Origin of the sequence: Mycobacterium sp. Aquia_213 (genome assembly GCF_026625985.1) — a bacterium.
Classification (GTDB): domain Bacteria; phylum Actinomycetota; class Actinomycetes; order Mycobacteriales; family Mycobacteriaceae; genus Mycobacterium.
Map to the genome: position 1 here is coordinate 1061343 of NZ_CP113116.1, position 21721 is coordinate 1083063.

Consider the following 21721-nt stretch of genomic DNA (forward strand, 5'->3'; position numbering starts at 1 on the left):
CTGTGGGGGCCGTCACACGACACTAGAACGTGTTCTAGTTTGGCTTGCGAGCGGGTCCCACACAGCGGGAAGAGGCGACCTGACTACAGCTGGTTTTCGGGGCCGATCACGGCCCACACCGTCTTACCCGACGCGGTCGGTGTGCTGCCCCACGCGCGGGACAGCGCGTCGACGATCGCCAAGCCCGACACGTCGATGCCCTTGTCCGGCGACGGCAGCCGCGTGGCCGCCGAAGTGCTCTCGTCGGATACCGCGATGGTCGCGGTTTCGCCGTCGGTCTCGATCCGCATCTTCGGGACGCTTCCGGTGTGCTCGAGCACGTTTTCCACGAACACATTGACGACCACCAGCGCGACCGGGATGAGCCCGGATTGCTTCCACTCGGTTAGCCACTCGCGGACCAGCCGGCGTGATTCGCGCAGGCTGGTCAGGTTCGCGGGCAGCTCGGCATCGGTCCGCTGGATGGTCTGACGGGTGAGCTTGCCCAGCGCTTTGATGGCCCCTTTTTCGGTCGAGTAGACCGGCATAAAGCGCGTCACCTCGCTGCGGGTGATCGCCTCGCGGGTGGTGCGATGCGCGCTGACCAGCACAATCGGTACCTTGGTCTGGGTGCCGAGCTGCAGATGGGCACTGATGAAAGCCGACCATGCCGACTCCGCGGGCACCTTGAGCTCGCTGATGTTGACGATGACGGCCGTCGGCTCTTCCAGCGTGGCCTTTGAGATGCTCTCGCGCAGCGCCCCGGAGTTGCTGGCGTCAAGCACACCGCCGACGGTCAGGACGGCGATCGAGTCGTCCGTCCGCGTCGCAACGGCCAGCGAGCTCGGCGACTCAGCTATCGCGCTCACGCTAGGACTCCTTTCCGTCTAGGACATTATCCCTGCTTATCGCGCTCCGTGATGCAGCGGTTTGTGGGCGCGTGTCCTAATTGCGGTTAGGGCACACGAATCCTAGCGCGGTCGGAAAGCAACCGAACGTATCGATCCGGCACTCCATCTCCTGCTCCTCGAATTCCCATCGGGCGAACCAAATGAGGAACCGCCCCCCCGGCGGCAGAGACTTCTCACGTTAGTTCAGTGGCATCCAACCCACCAGCCAAGAGAATTACGAAACGGTCAGGATTGCGCCATCGCATAGGGGGGAGCGCCGACGCCGGCGACCGCGTGGGTGCCCCACGGCGTCTGTTCGACGATGCGGGCCGGCGCGCTGTGCTCGCCCACTGTCAGCGTGGCCGTCCGAATCTGCTTGAGCGCGTCGTCCGGTAGTGGCTGAGTCGGTGAACTAAAAAGCGTTCCTTGCCAGTGGTAGCGGCCGTCGATCGGATCGAGGTGCCCGGTTAGCCGCACCCGCACCGGATGAGACGTGCCGGCGATGGTCAGCGTCGCGATGCCGTCATAGATCTCATCGTCGCCGGGAGCGCTGGACGACAGATCGAACGCTGATGCGACCCGGAACGGCGGAGCGGCTTGGAGATGAGCGCGCTCGTTGAAGACCTGCTGGCTGCTGCGCAGTACCTCGATTCGGGTGCTGCCGCCGCGCTTCATCAGCCCGAGGCATTCGACGACGTAGCGAGTTTGCGCGACGACGTCGGGGCCGGTGATCGAGAAGTAGTTGGGGAACCCGTGAATCGCGACGCCCAGGAAGGGCTCGGTCCCGTCGACCCAAATTTGTTTGACGGACAACCCGCCGGTGCCGATCAACTCGGGCGCCGGATCGGCGATCGTGAACCCGGTGCCGTAGATGATCACGTCGGCTTGGTGGTCGACGCCATCGCTGGTGCGGATGCCCGATGCGGTGATCACACTGATCGGCGACGTCGCCAGTGCGGGCCGAGACAGCTGCTGACCCAACGCCGCTCGGGTTCGTCGCTGTAGCCAGCGCTTGACCCGGGTTGGCGGCAAAGGCAATTCGGCGACGATTCGGCGCGGTGCGTGCGCGAAAATAGTGACCGAGGCCGCCGCGGCGGTCAGCTGTGGAAGGTGATGACCGGCGGCCGAGTCGGTGCCGATGACCGCGACGTGCTTGCCGGTCGGGTCGAAATCGGTGTCCCACTGCGCCGCGGGAAAAGACGTGCCGCGAAAGTCGTTGCACCCAGGCAGCTTTGGTGTCCATGCAACGAGGATCGGTTGGTGGGCCGCGACGACCGCGCTGCCGTGCAGCGTCTCGTCCGCAGCGGTGCGTAACTCCCAGGTGTGGGTGCCGTCGTCGAACCGCGAGCTAACGACCGTATCGACGACAACGACGTCGGTGATGCCCGCCGCGAGCAGTTCGGTTGCGACAGCACGGGCCCGGGCTCCCGCGCCGATGACGATGACCTGCGTCGGGCTCACAGAAAGTTGGTGCGCTTCCAGCCGCGACGCGCGATCGGGCCCAGCAGGCCGATTTCGTTCAAAAATGCTGCGAGCGGGGCGAATCCGGCCGTCTGTATCTCGTGTCGGTGCGGGCTGCTGCGCGCGATCGCCCGCGCGAGTTTGGGGTCCAGCCCGAGCCGCGCGTAGGGGATCGGGTTGCTGAACAGGAAACGGAAGAAGTATCCGCCGAGGCCGTTGATGTTGGCCATGAACAATTTGTTGAATCGCGGCATTGTCTGCGCACGCTTGCGGGCGCCGTCGCGCGCGAACTGGATATGACGGGCCTCTTCGGTGACGTGAATCCGCATGAGCCGCTGAATGATTGGCTGCAATTCCGGGTCGTCCATCATCTGACGTTGCAGCGAATCGAAAATCTCTTCGCCGATCAGGGCGGCGATCCATAGCATCGAGCCGTGCTGGAAGATCAGCGGAAGCGTGTTGATGACGTAGCGGTGCAACCGCCGCGGCTGTACCGGCTTGGCGCCGATGCGCTCGATGGCTTTGCCGAACATCACCATGTGCCGGGTTTCGTCGCCCAGCTCGGTCAGCTTGTAGTGCGTCGACCGGCTCGTCGGATCCTCGTGCAGGATCGTGCGCAGCAGCGACTGGTTGAGCATGTTCTCGAACCAGATTCCGGCCGAGAGCGTGTTGACCAATTCCTGGCGGGACAGCTCGATTTGTTGCTCACGGGTCATCCCGTCCCACATCGGCGTGCCGTACAGCGAGACCAGACGGGGCGGCAGATAGAACTTGTCCGGGTCCAGCGGTGCGTCCCAGTCGATGTCGACGACGGGCTCGTAGGACTTCTTGACCGAGCCCTTCAGTAGCCGCTCCGAAAACTCTTCACGACTCGGCCCGCCCGGCCGCACCGCAGTAGTCATCGCTAGGCGTCCCTTCATTGGGTCTTCCAGTCGATACCCATGGTACTGGGTACTTGGGGACCCGACTAGGTGTTCGAGGTTGCGATTCGGCAATGTGGCGGGGAACGAGGCATGAGGAGGTAGCGCGTGAGTCGGCACATCCACGTGATCGGCATCGGTGCCGGCGACCCCGACTACGTGACCGTGCAGGCGATCGACGCGCTCAACGACACCCAGGTGTTCTTCGCGATGGACAAGGGCGAGGCCAAAAGCGACCTGGTGGCGCTGCGGCGGGAGGTCTGCACGCGGTTCATCCGCGAACCGGGCTATCGCTTCGTGGAGCTGCCCGACCCGAAGCGATCGTGCGACGGCGATTACCGCGACGCCGTCGCCGACTGGCATGCGGAGCGCGCCCGGATCTGGGCGTCGGCGATCGCGAGCGAGCTGGGCCCCGACGGCATCGGGGCCTTCCTGGCCTGGGGCGACCCGTCGCTGTACGACAGCACGCTGCGGATTCTGGACGCGGTCGCGGCCGAGGTCGACTTCACGTTCGACGTCATCCCGGGCATCACCGCCGTCCAGGCGCTGACCGCCCGGCACCGCATTCCGCTCAACGACGTCGGCGAACCCGTGCTGATCACCACCGGCCGCCGGCTGCGCACGCACGGGCTGTCCGGGTCGGCGGTGGTGATGCTCGACGCCGACTGCTCGTTCACCACCTGCCCGGCCGACACCCGGATCTGGTGGGGCGCCTACCTGGGTACCGAAGACGAGCTGTTGGTGGCGGGCACCGTCGGCGAGGCCGGGCCGCGCATCGCGGCGCTGCGTTCGCAGGCCCGCGAACGGCACGGCTGGATCATGGATACCTATTTATTGCGGGCGCCGTGAGCCGATCGGCAAACTGAATAGATGCCCGAACTGCCGGAGATCGAAGCGCTGGTCGATCACCTGCGGCGTCACGCCGTAGGTTCGACGATCGGTCGCGTCGATGTCTCGGCGCTGTCGGTCCTGAAAACCTTCGATCCGCCGATCAGCGCGCTGCATGGCCTGACCGTCACCGCCGCCAATCGGTGGGGTAAGTACCTGGGGTTGCAGGCCGGGAATCTGCTGTTGATCGCGCACCTGTCGCGGGCGGGCTGGTTGCGCTGGTCGGACAAGCTGGCCGCGGCTCCGCTGCGACCCGGCAAGGGACCCATCGCGCTGCGCGTGCACCTGGGCGTTCCCGGCAGCGGGCCGGGGTTCGACCTCACCGAGGCCGGCACCCAGAAGCGGCTGGCGGTGTGGCTGGTCGACGACCCGGAGCTGGTGCCGGGGATCGCCGCGCTGGGCCCGGACGCTTTGGATCTGAGTGCCGACGACCTGGCCGGGGTGCTGGCCGGCAACACCGGCCGGATCAAGACCGTCATCACCGACCAGAAGGTGATTGCCGGGATCGGCAACGCCTACAGCGACGAAATCCTGCACGTCGCCAAGATCTCCCCATTCGCCACGGCCGGGAAGCTGACGCGCGAACAGCTCGCCACCCTGCACGACGCGATGATCTCGGTGCTGACCGACGCGGTGAACCGCTCCGTCGGCCAGGGCGCCGCGATGCTCAAAGGGGAGAAGCGCTCCGGGCTGCGGGTGCACGCGCGCACCGGGCTGCCCTGCCCCGTATGCGGGGACACCGTGCGGGAAGTGTCGTTCGCGGACAAGTCTTTTCAGTACTGCCCGACGTGTCAGACCGGCGGCAAGGTGCTGGCCGATCGGCGCATGTCACGGCTGCTCAAGTAGCCGAGCGTCGCGAACTTGACACCTGTCGATATGCTGCCCGGATGACCCGCCAGAAGATCCTCATCACCGGCGCCAGTTCCGGCCTGGGCGCCGGGATGGCGCGCAATTTCGCGGCCAAGGGTCGCGACCTGGCGCTGTGTGCCCGTCGCACCGACCGGCTCGAGGAGCTGAAAGCCGAGCTCTCGCAGCAGTATCCGTCCACCAAGGTTGCGCTGGCCACGCTGGACGTCAGGGACCACGAGCAGGTGCCGAAGGTGTTCGGGGAGCTGAGCGACGAGCTCGGCGGCGTCGACCGCATCATCGTCAACGCCGGTATCGGCAGCGGGGCCACGCTGGGAACCGGAAAGCTATGGGCCAACAAGAAGACCATCGAGACCAACCTGGTGGCCGCACTCGTCCAGATTGAGACTGCACTCGAGATGTTCCACAACAGCGGTTCGGGGCACCTGGTGCTGATCTCCTCGGTGCTCGGCAACACCGGAGTGCCGGGCGTCAAAGCCGCTTACTGCGCCAGCAAGGCGGGGCTGAAGTCATTGGGCGAGTCGCTGCGCGCCGAGTACGCCAAGGGGCCGATCAAGGTCTCGACGATCGAGCCGGGTTACATCGAATCGGAGATGACCGCCAAGTCGGCGAGCACGATGTTGATGGTGGACAACGAAACTGGCGTACGGGCGCTGGTCGACGCCATCGAGCGCGAGCCCGGCCGGGCCGTGGTGCCGCGGTGGCCGTGGGCACCGCTGGTGCAGCTGATGCGGGTGCTGCCGCCGCCGCTGACCAAGCCGTTCGCCTGACGTCAGTGCGAGACTGGCGTGTAATGCGCTGCGTCGCTGGTGAATTCGGGGTTGCCGTAGGTCGCTAGCCGCAGCTTCAGCAGTCCGATCACATACGCGTCGGTGATGTCCCGAAGCACCGGGATGCGACTGGCGTGGCTCACCGCGGTGAAACGCCCGATGATGAAGGGCGTGGTCAGCGCTACTCGCAGCAGGTCAATCCGGTCGAGTGAGACACCCATCGCCTCGGCGATGTCGCGATCACCATTGCAGAAGGTGCGCACGAATGTGAGCTTGCTGAAACTCTTTTCGACCGCTTCGGCGCAACGGTCGAACAATGAGGTGCCGGGGCGCAGATAGGCCGCCATCGTGCCGCGCACGAGTTCTTGGCAGATGCCGTCGAATCCGTGTCGCAGCAATGCCGAGCGCGCGTGCATGACGTGGACGATGTCGGCGGGTTCCGACGGCAGCAATTCCTCGGGCAGGCCCAGCAGAAAACAGCGGTACCTGGCGAATTCGATGGCGGCGCGTTCTTCGGCGGTGAACTTTGTCCGCCCCTGCCGGCGGACCTTCTGGGCCAACAGGTATTGGCCGATCATTCCGGCGGGCATCTGGTCGACCTGCGGCACCGGCATGCCGTAGATGGCTGTATCCCATTTGCGGCCCAGCTTGTCCGGCTTCTTCAGCGCGTTGTAGCGGACCATCGAATGCATCAGCCGAACCATTGCGGCGGCCTCGAAGCCGGGGCCGTGCCGGTCCAGCGCGCCGGGCAGGGTGGTGACGGCGAAGAAGCTGGCCGTCTCGTTGACCCGCCGGGCGGCCCGCTTGCCCGAGAGGGCTCCGGTCAGCGCCATCGGCAGCGCGGCGTAGGTGTTGGTGAAGGTCGCGACGAAGGCCCCGCGCGTGATGAACGGGGCGAGCAGCGCGGCGGGGATGCGTTCCTGGCGGGCGCCTGCGCGCACCTGGTCAAAGTCGATCCACTCCGGCGTCGCCTCCATCGCGGCGATGAACGACACCAGCTCGGGGGGTGCGTCGGGCACCGCCTCGAGTCCGTGCCGGCAGGCCGTCTGGAGCATGTCGATCAGGTGGGTGACGCTGTGCGTGGTCATCAGCGCGGCGTACGGATCGGCGACGACGTCGCCGAGCAGGGTGGCCGTGCTCATCAGCTCGACGACGCGGTCGTCTTCCAGGATTGGTGCGCGGTCGGCGACCCAGGGCGGCAGGGCGGTGTCGACGTCGGGCTCGGTGGCCAGGCGATCCGGCCGCTGGTCGAAGTCGAAGTCTCCGTACAGGTCGGGCTGCAAATCGCGTTGGCTACGGACTCGCTGCGCGAGTTCGGGGTAGTACGTGACCATTGCGACCTCCGGCTAACTAACAGTCAGTGAGTAATACTCACAAGTTGTTAGTTATGCTGTCAAGCGTGAGTGTGATCAACCCGAGGCGGCGCATGACCGGGGAGGGGCGGCGTGAGCAGATCCTCGACGTCACGCACGCGATCGTCGACGCCGAAGGCTTCCACGCGGCGACGCCGAACCGCATCGCGGCGCGGGCCGGCATCAACCGGTCGTTGATCTATCAGAAGTTCGGCGACCTGGCCGGGCTGTTCGTCGAACTGATCGACCGCGAGGCAGCGCGCGCCGGTGCCCAGTTCGCCGAGGCCGTCTCCGGATTGGATGCCGTCGCCGAAGACCAGTCGCTGGTGCTCGCGTTCGACGGTGTGCTGGCGGCTATCGACGCCCACCCGGCAACGTGGCGATTGTTCATGTTCCCGCCGCAGGGCGCGCCGCCGGAGTTGTATGCCCGGCTGGCTCAATCCGAAGCCGTCGTCCTCCAGTTCTTTGTCCGCGAACTGCTGCGCACCAATCCGCACGTGCACGATCCCGAATACACCGCCCGGATTCTCCATGCCGCCGGTCGCGAACTGCTGCGGCTACACCTGTCCGATCCGCAGACCGCGACCGTGGAGCGGTTGCGCACCTTTGTGCGGCGACTCGGGTCCGACGTGATGAGCCGTACTCATTGAGAGCGTCTAGCTGACCCGTCCCCGTTCGGTGCGGTAACGACGGACCAGGGCATCGGTCGAGCTGTCGGATTGCGGCGCGGGCGAGGTGTCGCTGGTGAGCACCGGAAGCAGCGCCTTGGCCTGCGTCTTGCCCAGCTCGACACCCCACTGATCGAACGAGTCGATTCCCCACACCACGCCCTCGGTGAACACCTGATGCTCGTAGAGCGCGATCAGCTGTCCGACCGCCGACGGCGTAAGCCGTTCGGCCAGAATCGAAGTCGACGGCCGGTTGCCCGGCATCACCTTGTGCGGCACCACCTCGGCGGGCGTGCCCTCGGCGGCGATTTCCGCCGCGGTCTTGCCGAACGCCAGCACCTGGGTCTGCGCGAAGAAGTTGCTCATCAACAGGTCGTGCATGCTGCCGGTGCCGTCGGCGGTGGGCAGGTCGTCGGTGGGCTGGCTGAAGCCGATGAAATCGGCCGGCACGATCCGGGTGCCTTGATGGATCAATTGGTAAAAAGCATGTTGGCCGTTGGTTCCCGGTTCGCCCCAAAAGATTTCGCCGGTGTCGGTGGTGACCGGCGTGCCGTCGGCGCGGGTCGACTTTCCGTTGGACTCCATGGTCAGCTGTTGCAGGTACGCGGCAAAGCGAGCCAAGTCGTTGGAGTAGGGCAGCACCGCGCGCGCCTGTGCGTCGAAGAAATTGGAGTACCAGAGGCCGATCAGGCCGAGCAGCGCCGGGGCGTTGGATTCCAGCGGGGCGGTCTTGAAGTGCTCGTCGACGATGTGGAATCCGGACAGGAAGTCGGCGAAGGCCTCCCGGCCGATCACCGCCATCACCGACAGGCCGATCGCGGAATCGACCGAGTAGCGGCCGCCGACCCAATCCCAGAACCCGAACATGTTGTCGGTGTTGATTCCGAATTCGTCGACCAGACGCTTGTTCGTCGAGACGGCCACGAAATGCTTGGACACTGCCGAGTCGCCGAGCACGTCGGTCAGCCAGCGGCGCGCAGCGGTCGCGTTGGTCAGCGTCTCCAGGGTGGAGAACGTCTTCGATGCGACGATGAAAAGCGTTGTGGCCGGCTCTAAGTCGGCCAGGGTGGCGACCAGGTCGGCCGGGTCGACGTTGGAGACGAAGCGGGCCGAAATCCCCGCGTCGGCGTAGTGGCGTAGCGCCTGGTACACCATCACCGGACCCAGGTCCGAGCCGCCGATGCCGATGTTGACGACCGTCTTGATCCGTTCGCCGGTGGCCCCGGTCCATTCACCGCTGCGCAATCGATCGGTGAAATCGCCCATCGCATCCAGCACGCTGTGGACGTCCTCGACGACGTTTTGGCCGTCGACAACCAGCTCGGCATCCCGGGGCAGCCGCAGTGCGGTGTGCAGAACCGCGCGATCCTCCGAGGTGTTGATGTGCACGCCGGAGAACATTTGATCCCGGCGCTCTTCGAGATTGGCCGCCCGTGCCAGGTCGATCAGCAGCCCCAGCGTCTCGCGGGTGACGCGGTGCTTGCTGTAGTCGATGTAGAGGTCGCCGACCGTCACCGTCAGATCGCGACCGCGGTCGGGGTCGTCGTCGAAAAATTCGCGCAGGTGGGTTTCGCCGATTTGCTCGTGATGCCTACGCAGGGCGTCCCACGCCGGAGTCGCGGTGATGTCGGGGATGGTGAGCACGGAGGTCATGGTTCGACCCTAGTGCCGACTTACGGGCCACAGCCACCGCTAGCGGGCAGCGCAATCCGCCGCAGTAATACGGAAATTAGCGGTAAAGGAACCCTCGGTATCGAGGATTGTCAGTGGCCGAGCCGGCCCCGGCCCAGGCGCAGCAGCAGCATCGCCAAGTCCTTGCCCTCCGGGCCGAGCTCGCTGTAACGCTGGATGACCTTCATTTCGCGGCTGTGGACCAGCCGGGTTCCGCCGGATGCCATCCGCGCACGACCGATCTCCCGAGAAACCTCGGCGCGCCTTTGGACAGCGGCGAGTATCTCGGCATCAAGCCGGTCGATCTCCAGGCGCAACTCTTCAATGTTGGCCAACTGTTCAATGTCGATCATCTCGACGCTCATCCCTACACCCCCGTGTTGTTTTGATGTTGTTCTTTTGGTCTTGTTCGCTATTGGGCTGGAAAACGTTTCTTGCACTGGAAAAAGTTCGAGCCCTGAATCCGGATGCGGACCACAGGGCTCTAGCGATCACAGCTAGACCATGGGCACCGCTGGCCGGTACCCACAGTAAAATCGGCGACGCCACTCGAGGATCGAGAGGCGGCGATGGAGCTGTGCATTGTCCATGTAACGAGTGTGCCACACGCTCGGACACCCGGGAGCAAAACGACGAGTTCAACACCTGCACCTTGCTCGGGGGCCCTAGCCTGGGCTTTTGTCGTCGGCGGGTAGCGCTAAATTAAGACAGACATGACTGTGCACGCAACTGATGCCAAGCTCGCCGCCGAGATCGATGAGCTGCTCGACGGCCTCAATCCCCAACAGCGCCAAGCCGTGGTACACCAGGGCTCGCCCTTGCTGATCGTCGCGGGCGCGGGCTCCGGGAAGACCGCGGTGCTGACCCGTCGAGTGGCCTATCTGATCGCCGCGCGCGGTGTCGGGGTCGGTCAGATTCTGGCCATCACCTTCACTAACAAAGCCGCCGCTGAGATGCGTGAACGGGTGGTACGGCTGATCGGCAACCGCGCTCGCGCGATGTGGGTGTCCACCTTCCACTCCACCTGCGTACGCATCCTGCGCAACCAGGCCTCGCTGATCAAAGGCCTCAATTCCAACTTCTCTATCTACGACGCCGACGACTCGCGGCGCCTGCTGCAGATGATCGGGCGCGACATGGGCCTGGACATCAAGCGGTACTCGCCGCGTCTGCTGTCCGTCGCGATCTCCAACCTGAAGAACGAGCTGATCGATCCGGACCAGGCTGTGTCCAACCTCACGGACGAATCCGATGACTTGGCTCACACTGTTGTCTCGGTCTACGGCGAATACCAACGGCGGCTGCGGGCGGCCAACGCCCTGGACTTCGATGATTTGATCGGCGAGACCGTCGCGGTGCTGCAGACCTTCCCGCAGATCGCCCAGTACTACCGGCGCCGGTTCCGGCATGTCCTGGTCGACGAATACCAGGACACCAACCATGCCCAGTACGTATTGGTGCGGGAATTGGTCGGACGCGACGACGGCAATTCGTCCGACGACGACGTCCCGCCCGCGGAGTTATGTGTGGTCGGCGATGCCGATCAATCTATCTATGCGTTCCGGGGCGCCACCATTCGCAATATCGAGGAGTTCGAACGCGACTACCCCGATGCCACCACTATTCTGCTTGAGCAGAATTACCGCTCGACACAGAACATTCTTTCGGCGGCCAATTCGGTGATCGCGCGCAACTCCGGACGCCGGGAGAAGCGGCTGTGGACCGACGCCGGTGAAGGGGAGTTGATCGTCGGCTATGTCGCCGACAATGAGCACGACGAGGCCAGGTTCGTCGCCCAAGAAATTGACGCGCTCGCCGAGCAGGACGAAATTACCTATAACGATGTAGCCGTCTTCTATCGCACCAACAATTCGTCGCGGTCGCTGGAAGAGGTGTTCATTCGAGCCGGCATCCCCTACAAGGTCGTCGGGGGAGTGCGGTTCTACGAGCGCAAGGAGATCCGCGACATCGTCGCCTACTTGCGGGTGCTGGACAACCCCGGTGACGCGGTCAGCATGCGGCGCATCCTCAACACTCCCCGCCGGGGCATCGGCGACCGCGCCGAGGCGTGTGTGGCGGTCTACGCCGAGAACACCGGCGCCAGCTTCGCCGACGCGTTGGTCGCCGCCGCCGCGGGCAAAGTTCCGATGCTCAATTCCCGTGCAGAGAAGGCGATTTCGGGATTCGTGGAGATCCTCGACGATCTGCGGGGCCACCTCGACGACGACCTGGGCGATCTGGTCGAGGCGGTGCTGGAACGCACCGGATACCGTCGGGAGCTGGAGTCCTCGACCGATCCGCAGGAGTTGGCCCGGCTGGACAACCTCAACGAACTCGTCAGCGTCGCACACGAATTCAGCATCGATGCGGCCAACGCCGCCGCGCTCGACGAGTCCCCACAGGACGAGGACGTGCCCGAAACCGGGGCGCTGGCGTCGTTTCTGGAACGGGTTTCCCTGGTCGCCGATACCGACGAGATTCCCGAACACGCGGCCGGCGTCGTGACGCTGATGACGTTGCACACGGCCAAGGGTCTGGAGTTCCCGGTCGTGTTCGTCACCGGCTGGGAGGACGGGATGTTCCCGCATATGCGGGCACTCGACGATCCGGGCGAACTCTCCGAGGAACGCCGGCTGGCCTACGTGGGCATCACTCGCGCCCGGCAACGTCTGTACCTGAGTCGGGCCATCGTCCGGTCCTCCTGGGGGCAGCCCATGCTCAACCCGGAATCGCGCTTCCTGCAAGAGATTCCGCAAGAACTGATGGACTGGCGGCGCACCGCGCCGGCTCCGTCGTACAGCGCGCCGGTGAGCGGTGCCGGACGGTTCGGGACACCACGCGCCGCGCCCACCCGCTCCGGAGCAACCAAACGTCCGTTACTGGTGCTGGCTCCCGGCGATCGCGTGACGCACGACAAGTACGGGCTGGGCCGGGTCGAGGAAGTCTCCGGCGTCGGCGAATCGGCGATGTCGCTGATCGACTTCGGCAGCGCCGGGCGGGTCAAGCTGATGCACAACCACGCTCCGGTCAGCAAGCTCTAAGACTCCTGTAGCCAGCGTTTGGTCTGCGGGTGCAGCGCCAACACGACGCTGGCGATCGGCAGCAGCGGGAAGGCGTGCACGATCCACGCGACGCGAGCGCCCGCGATGAAAACGCCGCCGTAGGTCAGCACCGCGACCACCGCACCTGTTGTGATCAAGTAGCGGCCCAGGGCGCGACGCTGCAGCAGCATGATCACGCCCGCGACGGTGGTGGTCGCGAAGACCAGGGCGAGAAACGCGATCGCGATACAGAACAGGCGATCGGTCCGCCACCAGCCGGCGATCAAATCGGTGGCCACCACCGACGTGGCCCATCCGCTGACGATGCTGACCGCAGCGGCCGCGATCACCGTCCGGGGAGTCGGTTCATCGACCGTGCGGTCGGGCAGGCTGCTGCGCGCGGCCGCGCGGGTGGCGCCCTGATCGGGTGCGGCCGGCTGGGGCAGATGCGTCGTCGGGGTTTCCGGGATCGAGGGCATCGGCCCGCTCGGGGCACGCCGAATGATCCGGGTTCGTGATTCGGGCGGCGGCTCGGTTGGCGCGGGGTCGTTCGGCGCGGTCACCTCAACCAGCGTAATTGCCGACGAAAATTCCTCGCTTGGCCAGCCACGGCACGGGGTCGATTCGTTCGGTGCCGCCTTGCAGCACCTCGAAGTGCAGATGTGGCCCGGTGGAATTGCCCCGGTTGCCGATGGTGGCGATCTGGTCGCCGGCCATCACGTGCTGGCCGACGCTGACCAGCGTGGTGTTGATGTGGCCGTACAGCGTGACGGTGCCGTCGGCGTGCAGCAGCTTGACCCACATGCCGTAGCCGGCGGTCGGGCCGGAGTCGATGACGACGCCGTCGGACACCGCCACGATCGGCGTTCCGATGGCGTTGGCGAGGTCGATGCCGGCGTGCAGCACGCCCCAGCGATACCCGAAGTTCGACGTGAAGATCCCGTGGGTGGGCATGACGTACAGCGGCTGCTGCAGTCGCGCCTCGCGCTGGGCCCGGTCGTTCGCGAAGGCCACGCCCTTGGCGAGCTCCTGGTTGTGCAGGGCGTTCGCCGCGGGCTGGACCGCGATCACCTGGGCGCCGCGCGGGCCGTTGCTGCTCGACCCGCCGGTCAGTGCCGACGCGTTGGCGGTCAGCACGGTCTCGGCCTTGGTGGTTTCGGCTTGGCTGGTCGCGGTGTGCGCCGCCGCGGCGGCCGCGCCGGCGGCCATCGACGCGATCAGCACGCGACCCTTGGCCGCGCTGGTCGGTTGCTTGCGGTGCTGCCCGCCGCGGCGGGCCACACCGGTCACGTCGATGTCGTCCGAGTCGGGGTCGACGCCGAGCTTGAAGGCGAGCTGGGCCAGCGCCTCGTTGGCGGCCGCGGGGGTGGGGGCCGCCAGCCGCAGCGGCGTCAGGTCGTCGACGTCATTTAGATCGTCGAGCTCGGGCGCGAGCAGTACGCGTGCTTCGTAGTCGAACGTGGAGTCGTTGCTGAGGTCCAGGTCGTCCAGCTCACCGGAGTCCGCGAAGTCCAGGTCGTCGAAGTCGAAGCCGTCCAGCGGCAGGATTTCGGTGACTTCGTTGAGGTGAGTTTGCGCCCAAGGATCGCGCTGATGGCGGCCGGCTCCTGACATCGCAGGAGTACGCGCAAGGCGGTGTTGGGACAAGCTGAAATGTCCTCGTATCGTGACCATACCGTTATCTGGACTTTAGGACGTTATCCGTTTACCGATCCGACTGGCAACCTCGGGGCCAGATTGTGAACTGGATCACGTTTGGCCCCTGCTGGCGTGTCGTGACCTGTGCCACATGGGTGGATGCGGCGGAAGGGGCCGTTTGGAGTGTGGATACAGTTCCACCGTGCGAGTTGCCGATTCCGGCACCGCCGCGCTGTAGGCCTTGCAAATAACTCGAGCGAAGACAGTGAGTTCATGGACCTTTTCGAGTATCAAGCGAAAGAACTGTTCGTCAAGCACAACGTACCTACTACGCCCGGTCGTGTAACCGACACCGCCGAGGGTGCAAAGGAAATCGCAACCGAGGTCGGCGCCCCGGTGATGGTCAAGGCGCAGGTCAAGGTCGGTGGCCGAGGCAAAGCGGGTGGCGTCAAATTCGCCGCGACACCCGACGACGCCTTCGAGCACGCCAAGAACATCCTGGGCCTGGACATCAAGGGCCACATCGTGAAGAAGCTGCTGGTCGCCGAGGCCAGCGACATCGCCGAGGAGTACTACATCTCCTTCCTGCTCGACCGCGCCAACCGGACCTACCTGGCGATGTGCTCGGTCGAGGGCGGTATGGAGATCGAAGAAGTGGCCGCCACCAAGCCCGAGCGGCTGGCCAAGGTGCCGGTGGACGCCGTGACCGGTGTGGACCTGGCGACGGCCCGCTCCATCGCGGAGAAGGGCCACCTGCCCGCCGAGGTGCTCGACGCGGCGGCCAACACGATCTCCAAGCTGTGGGAGCTGTTCGTCGCCGAGGACGCCACGCTGGTCGAGGTGAACCCGCTGGTGCGCACGCCTGACGACCAGATCCTCGCGCTGGACGGCAAGGTGACCCTGGACGCCAACGCCGACTTCCGTCAGCCCGGCCACGTCGAGTTCGAGGACCGCGACGCCACCGACCCGCTGGAACTCAAGGCCAAGGAGCACGACCTCAACTACGTCAAGCTCGACGGCGCCGTCGGCATCATCGGTAACGGCGCGGGTCTGGTGATGTCGACGCTCGACGTCGTCGCCTACGCCGGTGAGAAGCACGGCGGGGTCAAGCCGGCCAACTTCCTCGACATCGGCGGTGGCGCGTCGGCCGAGGTGATGGCCGCGGGCCTTGACGTCATCCTGAACGACAAGCAGGTCAAGAGTGTGTTCGTGAACGTGTTCGGCGGCATCACCTCCTGCGACGCCGTCGCCAACGGCATCGTGACCGCGCTGAACATGCTCGGCGACGAGGCCAACAAGCCGCTCGTGGTCCGGCTCGACGGCAACAACGTCGAGGAAGGCCGACAGATCCTGGCTCAAGCCAACCACCCGCTGGTGATCCAGGCCGAGACCATGGACGCCGGTGCCGACAAAGCCGCCGAGCTGGCGAACAAGTAAAGACCAAAGGAGCCATGGCCAATGTCTATTTTTCTTAACGCGGATTCCAAGGTCATCGTCCAGGGCATCACCGGCGGCGAGGGCACCAAGCACACCGCGCTGATGCTGAAAGCCGGCACCCAGGTGGTGGGTGGCGTCAACGCCCGCAAGGCCGGCACCACCGTGTCGCACGTGGACGCGAAAGGCAAGGACGTCGAACTCCCGGTGTTCGGCAGTGTCGCCGAGGCGATCAAGGAGACCGGCGCCAACGTGTCGGTCGTGTTCGTGCCGCCGAAGTTCGCCAAGGACGCGATCATCGAAGCCATCGACGCGGAGATCCCGCTGCTGGTGGTCATCACCGAGGGAATTCCGGTGCAGGACAGCGCATATGCGTGGGCCTACAACGTCGACAAGGGTCAGAAGACGCGGATCATCGGGCCGAACTGTCCCGGCATCATCACCCCGGGTGAGGCGCTGGCCGGCATCACCCCGGCGAACATCAGTGGCCCCGGCCCGGTCGGGCTGGTGTCCAAGTCGGGCACCCTGACCTACCAGATGATGTACGAGCTGCGCGATTTCGGCTTCTCGACCTCGATCGGTATCGGTGGTGACCCGGTCATCGGCACCACCCACATCGACGCCATCGAGGCCTTCGAGAAGGACCCCGAGACCAAGATCATCGTGATGATCGGTGAGATCGGCGGTGACGCCGAGGAGCGGGCGGCCGACTACATCAAGGCCAACGTGTCCAAGCCGGTCGTCGGCTACGTCGCGGGATTCACTGCGCCGGAAGGCAAGACGATGGGCCACGCGGGCGCGATCGTGTCCGGCTCGTCGGGCACCGCGGCGGCCAAGAAGGAGGCCTTGGAGGCCGCCGGGGTCAAGGTGGGCAAGACGCCCTCGGAGACCGCGGCGCTTGCCCGGGAGATCCTGCAGAACCTCTAGTTCTTTGCCGAGACTGTCCCCTACCTCCGGTGTGGCCCCAGTCAGATCGCGGATTCGACTGAAGAATCCGCGATCTGGCCGCAGTTTCGTTTTGGTCCCAGCGATCGGTTAGCCTGACGAACTAACAGTTGCCAGGAGGTTTGTAATGCCGGTCGATCCGCGTACTCCGGTGCTCGTCGGCGTCGGCCAGTTCACCGAGCGCATCGACGACCCCGACTATCGGGGCATGTCCGCGGTCGACCTCGCGACGGAGGCCGTGCGGGCCGCTCTGGCCGACACCGGCGCCAAAGACGTTGCCAAGGCGGTCGACACGGTCTTCGGGCTACGGCAGTTCGAGATCTCTGGACCGATGCCGGCGACGCTCGGCAAGTCGAACAACTACCCGCGTTCGGTGATGAATCGTCTCGGCGGCGACCCGGCCCGCGTGGTACTCGAACCAGTCGGCGGGCAGAGCCCGCAGAAGCTTGTCACCGAGGCCGGCAACGCAATTGCGGCGGGCGACGCCGACGTCGTACTGATCATGGGCTCGGAGCCGGGGTCGACGGCTCGCTTTTGGCGCCATGCCGCCGAGAAGGGGCAAGCCAAGCCCGACTTCACCGAACACGTCGAGGGTCAACTGGAAGATCGCGGCCACCAGATCTTCAGCTACATCGACGAGTACACGATCCAGCACGGCTTGACCGGGGCGCCCGTGCAGTACGGGCTGATGGAGAACGCCCGGCGTGCCCGCCTGGGACGCAGCGTGGCCGGCTATCGGCGCGAGATGGCTGAACTGTTTGCCCCGATGTCCAAAGTTGCTGCCAAGAACCCGTTTTCGTCATCGCCGATCGAGCGGTCGGTCGACGAGATCATCGCGATCACCGACGACAACCGGATGATCTGCGACCCGTACCCGCGTCTGCTCGTCGCGCGCGATCAAGTCAACCAGGGCGCGGCGGCCGTGCTGATGTCCGTGGCGGCGGCGACCCGCCTCGGTGTGGCCGAGGACAAGTGGGTCTATGTGCACGGCCACTCGGACATGATCGAGCAGGCGATGCTCGATCGCGTCGACCTCGGCGCGAGCCCGGCGGCCGTGCATGCGGCCCGAGAAGCGTTGCGGGTGGCCGGAATCGGCATCGACGACATCGCCACCTTCGATCTGTACAGCTGCTTCCCCTTCCCGGTGTTCGTCATCTGCGAAGCCCTGGGCATCGACGGTGACGACCCGCGTGGCCTGACCCTGACCGGCGGATTGCCGTACTTCGGCGGTCCCGGAAACAGCTACTCGCTGCACGGCATTGCCGAGACGGTCGCCCAGATGCGGGACAGGCCAGGGCAATTCGGCCTCGTCGGCGCCAACGGCGGCATCATGAGCAAGTACTCGATCGGTATCTACTCGACCACGCCGGTCGACTGGCGCACCGACAACTGTGCCGTGCTCAAGAAGGAGATCGATGCGCTGCCGAAGGTCGACGTCACGAAAAAGCCGGACGGGGCGGCGACGATCGAGACGTACTCGGTGCGCTACGACTGGCCGACCCGCACCGGCATCATCGTCGGGCGGCTCGCGGCTGACAACGCGCGATTCATGGCCACGACCGACGACGACGATCTCGTCGCGTTGATGTCCGACGGCGATCCTCTGGGTGCGGAGATCTTCGTGTGGTCGACCGACAACGGCAACCGGGCTTCGTTGGGCTAGACGCCGTCGTGCCCGCTCAAACCATCGACGTGAGCTTGCCCGCCAAACGCTCGACGTAGGCGGCGACCTCGTCTTCGGACTTGTCCGGCAGGCCGAACAGCACCTCGGTCACGCCGAGCTCGGACCAGTGCGCCAGCTTTTCGGGCACCGGCTTGAAGTCCAGCGCCACGATCTGCGGGGCACCGTCGCGCCCGGCGGCCGCCCAGGTGTCCTGCAACAGCTTCACCGGCGCGTCGATGTCGAAGTCGCGCGGCGTGGTGATCCAGCCGTCGGCGCTGCGGGCGATCCACTTGAAGTTCTTCTCGTTACCCGCGGCGCCCACCAGCACCGGGATGTGCGATTGCACCGGCTTGGGCCAGGCCCAGCTGGGGCCGAACTTGACGAACTCCCCGTCGTAGGAGGCTTCCTCTTGCGTCCACAGCGCGCGCATCGCTTCGAGGTACTCGCGCAGACAGGTGCGGCGGCGTCCGGCCGGCACGCCGTGGTCGGCCAGTTCATCGGTGTTCCAACCGAATCCGACGCCCAGGCTGACCCGGCCACCGGACAGGTGGTCCAGGGTGGCGATGCTTTTCGCCAGCGTGATCGGGTCGTGCTCGACGGGCAGCGCCACCGCGGTGGACAGCCGCACCCGCGACGTCACCGCGCAGGCGGCGCCCAGGCTTACCCACGGGTCCAGCGTGCGCATATACCGGTCGTCGGGCAGCGACTCGTCACCCGTGGTCGGGTGTGCCGCCTCTCGCTTGACCGGGATGTGCGTGTGTTCTGGCACGTAGAACGTCTTGAAGCCGTGGTCGTCGGCAAGTTTGGCGGCGGCGGCCGGGGCGATGCCACGGTCGCTGGTAAAAAGCACTAGCCCGTAATCCATGGACAGAATTAGAACGTGTTCTACCTGCGCCGAGCAACCCGCCCCCCGCAGAGCGTCTCGAAGACGGGGTGTCGCGACGATCCGCCCTGGTCGCGCGCGGGGGCCGGTCGTTCCGGCACTGCCGCCCGTACGTGCGCTAGCGTGGTTGATCGATCGCGCGTAACACAGGCGCGGGCACGTCTTGGCGTTTAAGTACGGCGGGCCCTGGAAGCACAGCGTCGCACCGCAACAGTGGCGTGGCGCCTGTCGAGGTCTTGAAGGCACTGGAAGCAACAGGAGGAGTCATGACCTACTCGCCCGGGAGTCCCGGCTATCCGCAAGCGCAGCCTGGCGGCGGCTCCTACCCCGGTGCCACCCCGTCGTTCGCGAAGACCGACGACGGCGAGAGCAAGCTGCCGCTCTACGTCAACATCGCGGTGGTCGTGCTCGGCCTGGCCGTGTACCTGCTGAACTTCGGGCCGACCTTCGTGCTTGCCGCCGACCTCGGTCCGGCCTCCGGCGGACGGGCCGGTGACGCCGGCACCGCGGTGCTCGTCGCCGTGCTGGCCGCGTTGCTCGCCGGGCTGAGCGTGCTGCCCAAGGCCAAGAACTACGCGGGCGTGGTGGCGGCCGTCGCCGTGTTGGGCGCACTGCTGGCGATCGCGGAGGTCATCAACACCCCGACCGGCTTCGCCGTCGGCTGGGCCATGTGGCCGCTGGTGGCGGCCAGCGTGCTCCAGGCAGTCGCCGCTGTCGTCGTGCTGCTGCTGGACGCCGGCGTCATCACCGCGCCGCCGCCGCGGCCCAAGTACGACCCTTATGCGCAGCAGTACGGACAATACGGCCAGTACGGGCAGTACGGGGGTCAGCAGCACGGCGGGTACTACGGTCAGCAGGGCCAACCGCAGCAGCACAACCCGCAGGCGGGGTACGGATCGCAACAGCAATACGGCGGCTACCCCTCGAGCCAGGCTCCGACCCAGAGCGCGATCCCGACCGGCGGCTACGGTGCCCAGTCTCCACAGTCCGGGCCGCAGTCCGCGGCGCAGCAGGGTCCGTCGACGCCGCCCACCGGCTTTCCCAGCTTCAGCCCGCCACCGTCGGTCGGCGGAACGGGCGCCGAGCAGCCCGGGGACCAGTCGCCCTCTGGACCGGCCCCGTCCTAACCGCGGGCTCTCGCGCCGCGTAGGGCACGTGCGCCAAGAGTGAAAAGGGTGTCAGAAAGCAGGGACAACCGGGCAGCGGGCGCTCGCCAGGCGCGCGACCTCGTCCGGGTCGCATTCGGCCCGGCTGTGCTGGCGCTGGTCGTCATCGCCGCGGTCACGCTGCTTCAGCTGCTGATCGCCAACAGCGACATGACCGGCGCGCTCGGGGCGATCGCCAGCATCTGGCTCGGTGTGCACCGGGTGCCGATTTCGATCGGCGGCCGCGAGTTGGGCGTATTACCTCTGCTGCCAATCCTGTTCATGGTGTGGGCGACCGCGCGCACCACGGCGCGGGCCACCACCCGGTATTCGTCGTGGCTCGTGGTTCGGTGGGTGGTCGCGTCGGCGCTGGGTGGCCCGTTGCTGATCGCGGCGATCGCGCTGGCCGTCATCCACGACGCGTCCACGGTGCTCACCGAGCTGCAGACACCCAGCGCCCTGCGCGCGTTCACCAGCGTCCTGGTGGTGCACGCCATCGGCGCCGCGATCGGGGTGGGATCCCGCGTTGGCCGACGGGCGCTGGTGGCGGCGTCCCTGCCCCTCTGGCTGGGTGATTCGCTGCGTGCCGCGGCCGCCGGCGTGCTGGCGCTGGTCGGACTCTCCGGTGTCGTGACGGCGGGATCGCTGGTTGTGCACTGGGCGACGATGCAGGACCTCTACGGGATCACCGATTCCATTTGGGGCGAGTTCAGCATCACCGTGCTTTCAATGCTCTACGCGCCCAACGTCATCGTCGGCGCGTCGGCGGTCGCGGTGGGGTCCAGTGCTCACATTGGATTTGCGACGTTCAGTTCGTTCACCGTTTTCGGTGGCGATATTCCGGCGCTGCCCGTGCTGGCCGCGGCCCCGACCCCGCCGCTCGGGCCGGTGTGGGTCGCACTGCTCATCGTCGGGGCATCGTCGGGTGTGGCGGTCGGCCAGCAATGCGCCCGGCGTCCGCTCCCGCTGCTTGCCGCACTGGCCAAGCTGCTGGTCGCCGCGGTGGTCGGGGCGCTGGTGATGTCGCTGCTGGCATTCGGCGGCAGTGGCCGGCTGGGCAACTTCGGCGACGTCGGGGTGGACCAGGGTGCCCTGTGGGTCGGCACCTTCTTCTGGTTCGCGGTCGTCGGCTGGGTCACAGTGGTGATGACCGGCGGGATCAGGCCCATCAAATTCAGAAGGCCCCGGCGGCCCCAACAGAAGCGCGCGCCCGCGCCGGCGGCCGAAGAGCCGAAGGACTTCGCGGACGTCTTCACCGAGCCCGAGCCCGAGCCCGCCGGCGGAGACGACCTGCTGCTCGACGACGAGGAAGCATTCATGTTCGCCGAACCGACGCCTGACGAGCCCTTGCTCGGCGAGCCCTTGCCCGGCGAACCCGCTTTCGACGAACCTGGCTCCGAAGCGCCCGAGCCCGCGTCCGGGCCCGACGAACCGGAGCACAGCGGGACCGAACGCGACTCCGGGGACTAGCTCGGCCGGGCGTATCGTCAGCCGGCCGTCGTCGTT

The 21721-nt window shown here is 66.2% G+C and carries 19 protein-coding genes and 1 pseudogene; 11 read left to right on the forward strand and 9 right to left on the reverse strand.

What is annotated here, in order from left to right:
• Positions 1-83: 83 nt before the first annotated feature.
• From LMQ14_RS05175 to LMQ14_RS05185, 3 genes are all read right to left on the reverse strand, one after another.
• The gene (locus LMQ14_RS05175) at positions 84-848 is read right to left on the reverse strand and encodes an STAS domain-containing protein (RefSeq protein WP_267733742.1); all 765 of its coding nucleotides are present in this window, start codon (positions 846-848) and stop codon (positions 84-86) included.
• 267 nt (positions 849-1115) lie between these two features.
• Entirely contained in the window at positions 1116-2099 is a 984-nt protein-coding gene (locus LMQ14_RS05180; RefSeq protein WP_267735357.1) for a DUF4873 domain-containing protein, read from the reverse strand.
• Between the two features lie 227 nt (positions 2100-2326).
• Positions 2327-3232 (reverse strand): AurF N-oxygenase family protein, encoded by a 906-nt coding sequence (locus tag LMQ14_RS05185; protein ID WP_267733743.1) that lies wholly within the window; start codon positions 3230-3232, stop codon positions 2327-2329.
• Positions 3233-3358: 126 nt separating this feature from the next.
• On the opposite strand from LMQ14_RS05185, the gene cobF reads away from it, so the two are divergent.
• The 4 genes and pseudogenes from cobF to LMQ14_RS05205 all read left to right on the forward strand — a co-directional run bounded on the left by cobF (position 3359) and on the right by LMQ14_RS05205 (position 5775).
• On the forward strand, positions 3359-4099 hold the full coding sequence (gene cobF / locus LMQ14_RS05190; protein WP_267733744.1) for a precorrin-6A synthase (deacetylating): 741 nt from the start codon (positions 3359-3361) through the stop codon (positions 4097-4099).
• 21 nt (positions 4100-4120) lie between these two features.
• A pseudogene (locus tag LMQ14_RS05195) lies at positions 4121-4315 on the forward strand (DNA-formamidopyrimidine glycosylase family protein); the annotation flags it as partial.
• 198 nt (positions 4316-4513) lie between these two features.
• A complete protein-coding gene (locus LMQ14_RS05200; RefSeq protein ID WP_232073820.1) occupies positions 4514-4984 on the forward strand; it encodes a zinc finger domain-containing protein in 471 nt (156 codons plus the stop codon).
• A gap of 41 nt (positions 4985-5025) precedes the next feature.
• A complete protein-coding gene (locus tag LMQ14_RS05205) occupies positions 5026-5775 on the forward strand; it encodes an SDR family oxidoreductase (protein WP_267733745.1) in 750 nt (249 codons plus the stop codon).
• Positions 5776-5777: 2 nt separating this feature from the next.
• On the opposite strand, the gene LMQ14_RS05210 is transcribed toward LMQ14_RS05205, so the two are convergent.
• Complete coding sequence (locus LMQ14_RS05210) at positions 5778-7109, reverse strand: oxygenase MpaB family protein (protein ID WP_267733746.1); 1332 nt, start codon at positions 7107-7109, stop codon at positions 5778-5780.
• Between the two features lie 92 nt (positions 7110-7201).
• Here LMQ14_RS05210 and LMQ14_RS05215 point away from each other — a divergent pair, with 92 nt between their 5' ends.
• Complete coding sequence (locus tag LMQ14_RS05215) at positions 7202-7777, forward strand: TetR/AcrR family transcriptional regulator (protein WP_267735358.1); 576 nt, start codon at positions 7202-7204, stop codon at positions 7775-7777.
• Between the two features lie 6 nt (positions 7778-7783).
• On the opposite strand, the gene pgi is transcribed toward LMQ14_RS05215, so the two are convergent.
• Both pgi and LMQ14_RS05225 read right to left on the reverse strand, forming a co-directional pair.
• On the reverse strand, positions 7784-9448 hold the full coding sequence (pgi, locus tag LMQ14_RS05220; protein ID WP_267733747.1) for a glucose-6-phosphate isomerase: 1665 nt from the start codon (positions 9446-9448) through the stop codon (positions 7784-7786).
• Positions 9449-9558: 110 nt separating this feature from the next.
• A complete protein-coding gene (locus tag LMQ14_RS05225) occupies positions 9559-9831 on the reverse strand; it encodes a chorismate mutase (RefSeq protein WP_085219831.1) in 273 nt (90 codons plus the stop codon).
• A 348-nt stretch (positions 9832-10179) separates the two neighbouring features.
• Here LMQ14_RS05225 and pcrA point away from each other — a divergent pair, with 348 nt between their 5' ends.
• Positions 10180-12507, forward strand: coding sequence for a DNA helicase PcrA (pcrA, locus tag LMQ14_RS05230; protein ID WP_267733748.1), 2328 nt, complete (start codon positions 10180-10182; stop codon positions 12505-12507).
• Here pcrA and LMQ14_RS05235 read toward each other — a convergent pair.
• Together LMQ14_RS05235 and LMQ14_RS05240 are read right to left on the reverse strand one after the other, a co-directional pair.
• The gene (locus LMQ14_RS05235) at positions 12504-13070 is read right to left on the reverse strand and encodes a hypothetical protein (RefSeq protein ID WP_420714616.1); all 567 of its coding nucleotides are present in this window, start codon (positions 13068-13070) and stop codon (positions 12504-12506) included. The two genes, pcrA and LMQ14_RS05235, sit on opposite strands and share 4 nt — an antisense overlap.
• A gap of 1 nt (position 13071) precedes the next feature.
• Positions 13072-14121: a M23 family metallopeptidase gene (locus tag LMQ14_RS05240; protein WP_267733749.1), complete on the reverse strand. Its 1050-nt coding sequence runs from the start codon at positions 14119-14121 to the stop codon at positions 13072-13074.
• Positions 14122-14418: 297 nt separating this feature from the next.
• Here LMQ14_RS05240 and sucC point away from each other — a divergent pair, with 297 nt between their 5' ends.
• The 3 genes from sucC (at position 14419) to LMQ14_RS05255 (ending at position 18187) form a co-directional block, all read left to right on the forward strand.
• Positions 14419-15582, forward strand: coding sequence for an ADP-forming succinate--CoA ligase subunit beta (sucC, locus tag LMQ14_RS05245; protein ID WP_267733750.1), 1164 nt, complete (start codon positions 14419-14421; stop codon positions 15580-15582).
• Positions 15583-15603: 21 nt separating this feature from the next.
• Positions 15604-16506, forward strand: a complete 903-nt coding sequence (gene sucD / locus LMQ14_RS05250) for a succinate--CoA ligase subunit alpha (protein ID WP_267733751.1) — start codon at positions 15604-15606, stop codon at positions 16504-16506.
• Positions 16507-16651: 145 nt separating this feature from the next.
• Complete coding sequence (locus LMQ14_RS05255) at positions 16652-18187, forward strand: acetyl-CoA acetyltransferase (RefSeq protein ID WP_267733752.1); 1536 nt, start codon at positions 16652-16654, stop codon at positions 18185-18187.
• Between the two features lie 16 nt (positions 18188-18203).
• Here the strand turns inward: LMQ14_RS05255 and LMQ14_RS05260 are convergent, their stop codons facing one another.
• Positions 18204-19052, reverse strand: coding sequence for an LLM class F420-dependent oxidoreductase (locus tag LMQ14_RS05260; protein ID WP_267733753.1), 849 nt, complete (start codon positions 19050-19052; stop codon positions 18204-18206).
• Between the two features lie 284 nt (positions 19053-19336).
• Here LMQ14_RS05260 and LMQ14_RS05265 point away from each other — a divergent pair, with 284 nt between their 5' ends.
• Together LMQ14_RS05265 and LMQ14_RS05270 are read left to right on the forward strand one after the other, a co-directional pair.
• Positions 19337-20197, forward strand: a complete 861-nt coding sequence (locus tag LMQ14_RS05265; protein WP_420714617.1) for a DUF5336 domain-containing protein — start codon at positions 19337-19339, stop codon at positions 20195-20197.
• A 39-nt stretch (positions 20198-20236) separates the two neighbouring features.
• Complete coding sequence (locus tag LMQ14_RS05270) at positions 20237-21685, forward strand: DUF6350 family protein (RefSeq protein ID WP_267733754.1); 1449 nt, start codon at positions 20237-20239, stop codon at positions 21683-21685.
• Positions 21686-21721 lie beyond the last annotated feature (36 nt).

Excerpts from the sequence above, each read along its gene's own strand:
- LMQ14_RS05185 (WP_267733743.1), bottom strand. The coding sequence starts at position 3,232 with ATGACTACTGCGGTGCGGCCGGGCGGGCCGAGTCGTGAAGAGTTTTCG.
- LMQ14_RS05205 (WP_267733745.1), top strand. The coding sequence starts at position 5,026 with ATGACCCGCCAGAAGATCCTCATCACCGGCGCCAGTTCCGGCCTGGGC.
- LMQ14_RS05210 (WP_267733746.1), bottom strand. The coding sequence starts at position 7,109 with ATGGTCACGTACTACCCCGAACTCGCGCAGCGAGTCCGTAGCCAACGC.
- LMQ14_RS05215 (WP_267735358.1), top strand. The coding sequence starts at position 7,202 with ATGACCGGGGAGGGGCGGCGTGAGCAGATCCTCGACGTCACGCACGCG.
- pgi (WP_267733747.1), bottom strand. The coding sequence starts at position 9,448 with ATGACCTCCGTGCTCACCATCCCCGACATCACCGCGACTCCGGCGTGG.
- LMQ14_RS05225 (WP_085219831.1), bottom strand. The coding sequence starts at position 9,831 with ATGAGCGTCGAGATGATCGACATTGAACAGTTGGCCAACATTGAAGAG.
- pcrA (WP_267733748.1), top strand. The coding sequence starts at position 10,180 with ATGACTGTGCACGCAACTGATGCCAAGCTCGCCGCCGAGATCGATGAG.
- LMQ14_RS05240 (WP_267733749.1), bottom strand. The coding sequence starts at position 14,121 with ATGTCAGGAGCCGGCCGCCATCAGCGCGATCCTTGGGCGCAAACTCAC.
- sucC (WP_267733750.1), top strand. The coding sequence starts at position 14,419 with ATGGACCTTTTCGAGTATCAAGCGAAAGAACTGTTCGTCAAGCACAAC.
- sucD (WP_267733751.1), top strand. The coding sequence starts at position 15,604 with ATGTCTATTTTTCTTAACGCGGATTCCAAGGTCATCGTCCAGGGCATC.
- LMQ14_RS05255 (WP_267733752.1), top strand. The coding sequence starts at position 16,652 with ATGCCGGTCGATCCGCGTACTCCGGTGCTCGTCGGCGTCGGCCAGTTC.
- LMQ14_RS05260 (WP_267733753.1), bottom strand. The coding sequence starts at position 19,052 with ATGGATTACGGGCTAGTGCTTTTTACCAGCGACCGTGGCATCGCCCCG.
- LMQ14_RS05265 (WP_420714617.1), top strand. The coding sequence starts at position 19,337 with ATGACCTACTCGCCCGGGAGTCCCGGCTATCCGCAAGCGCAGCCTGGC.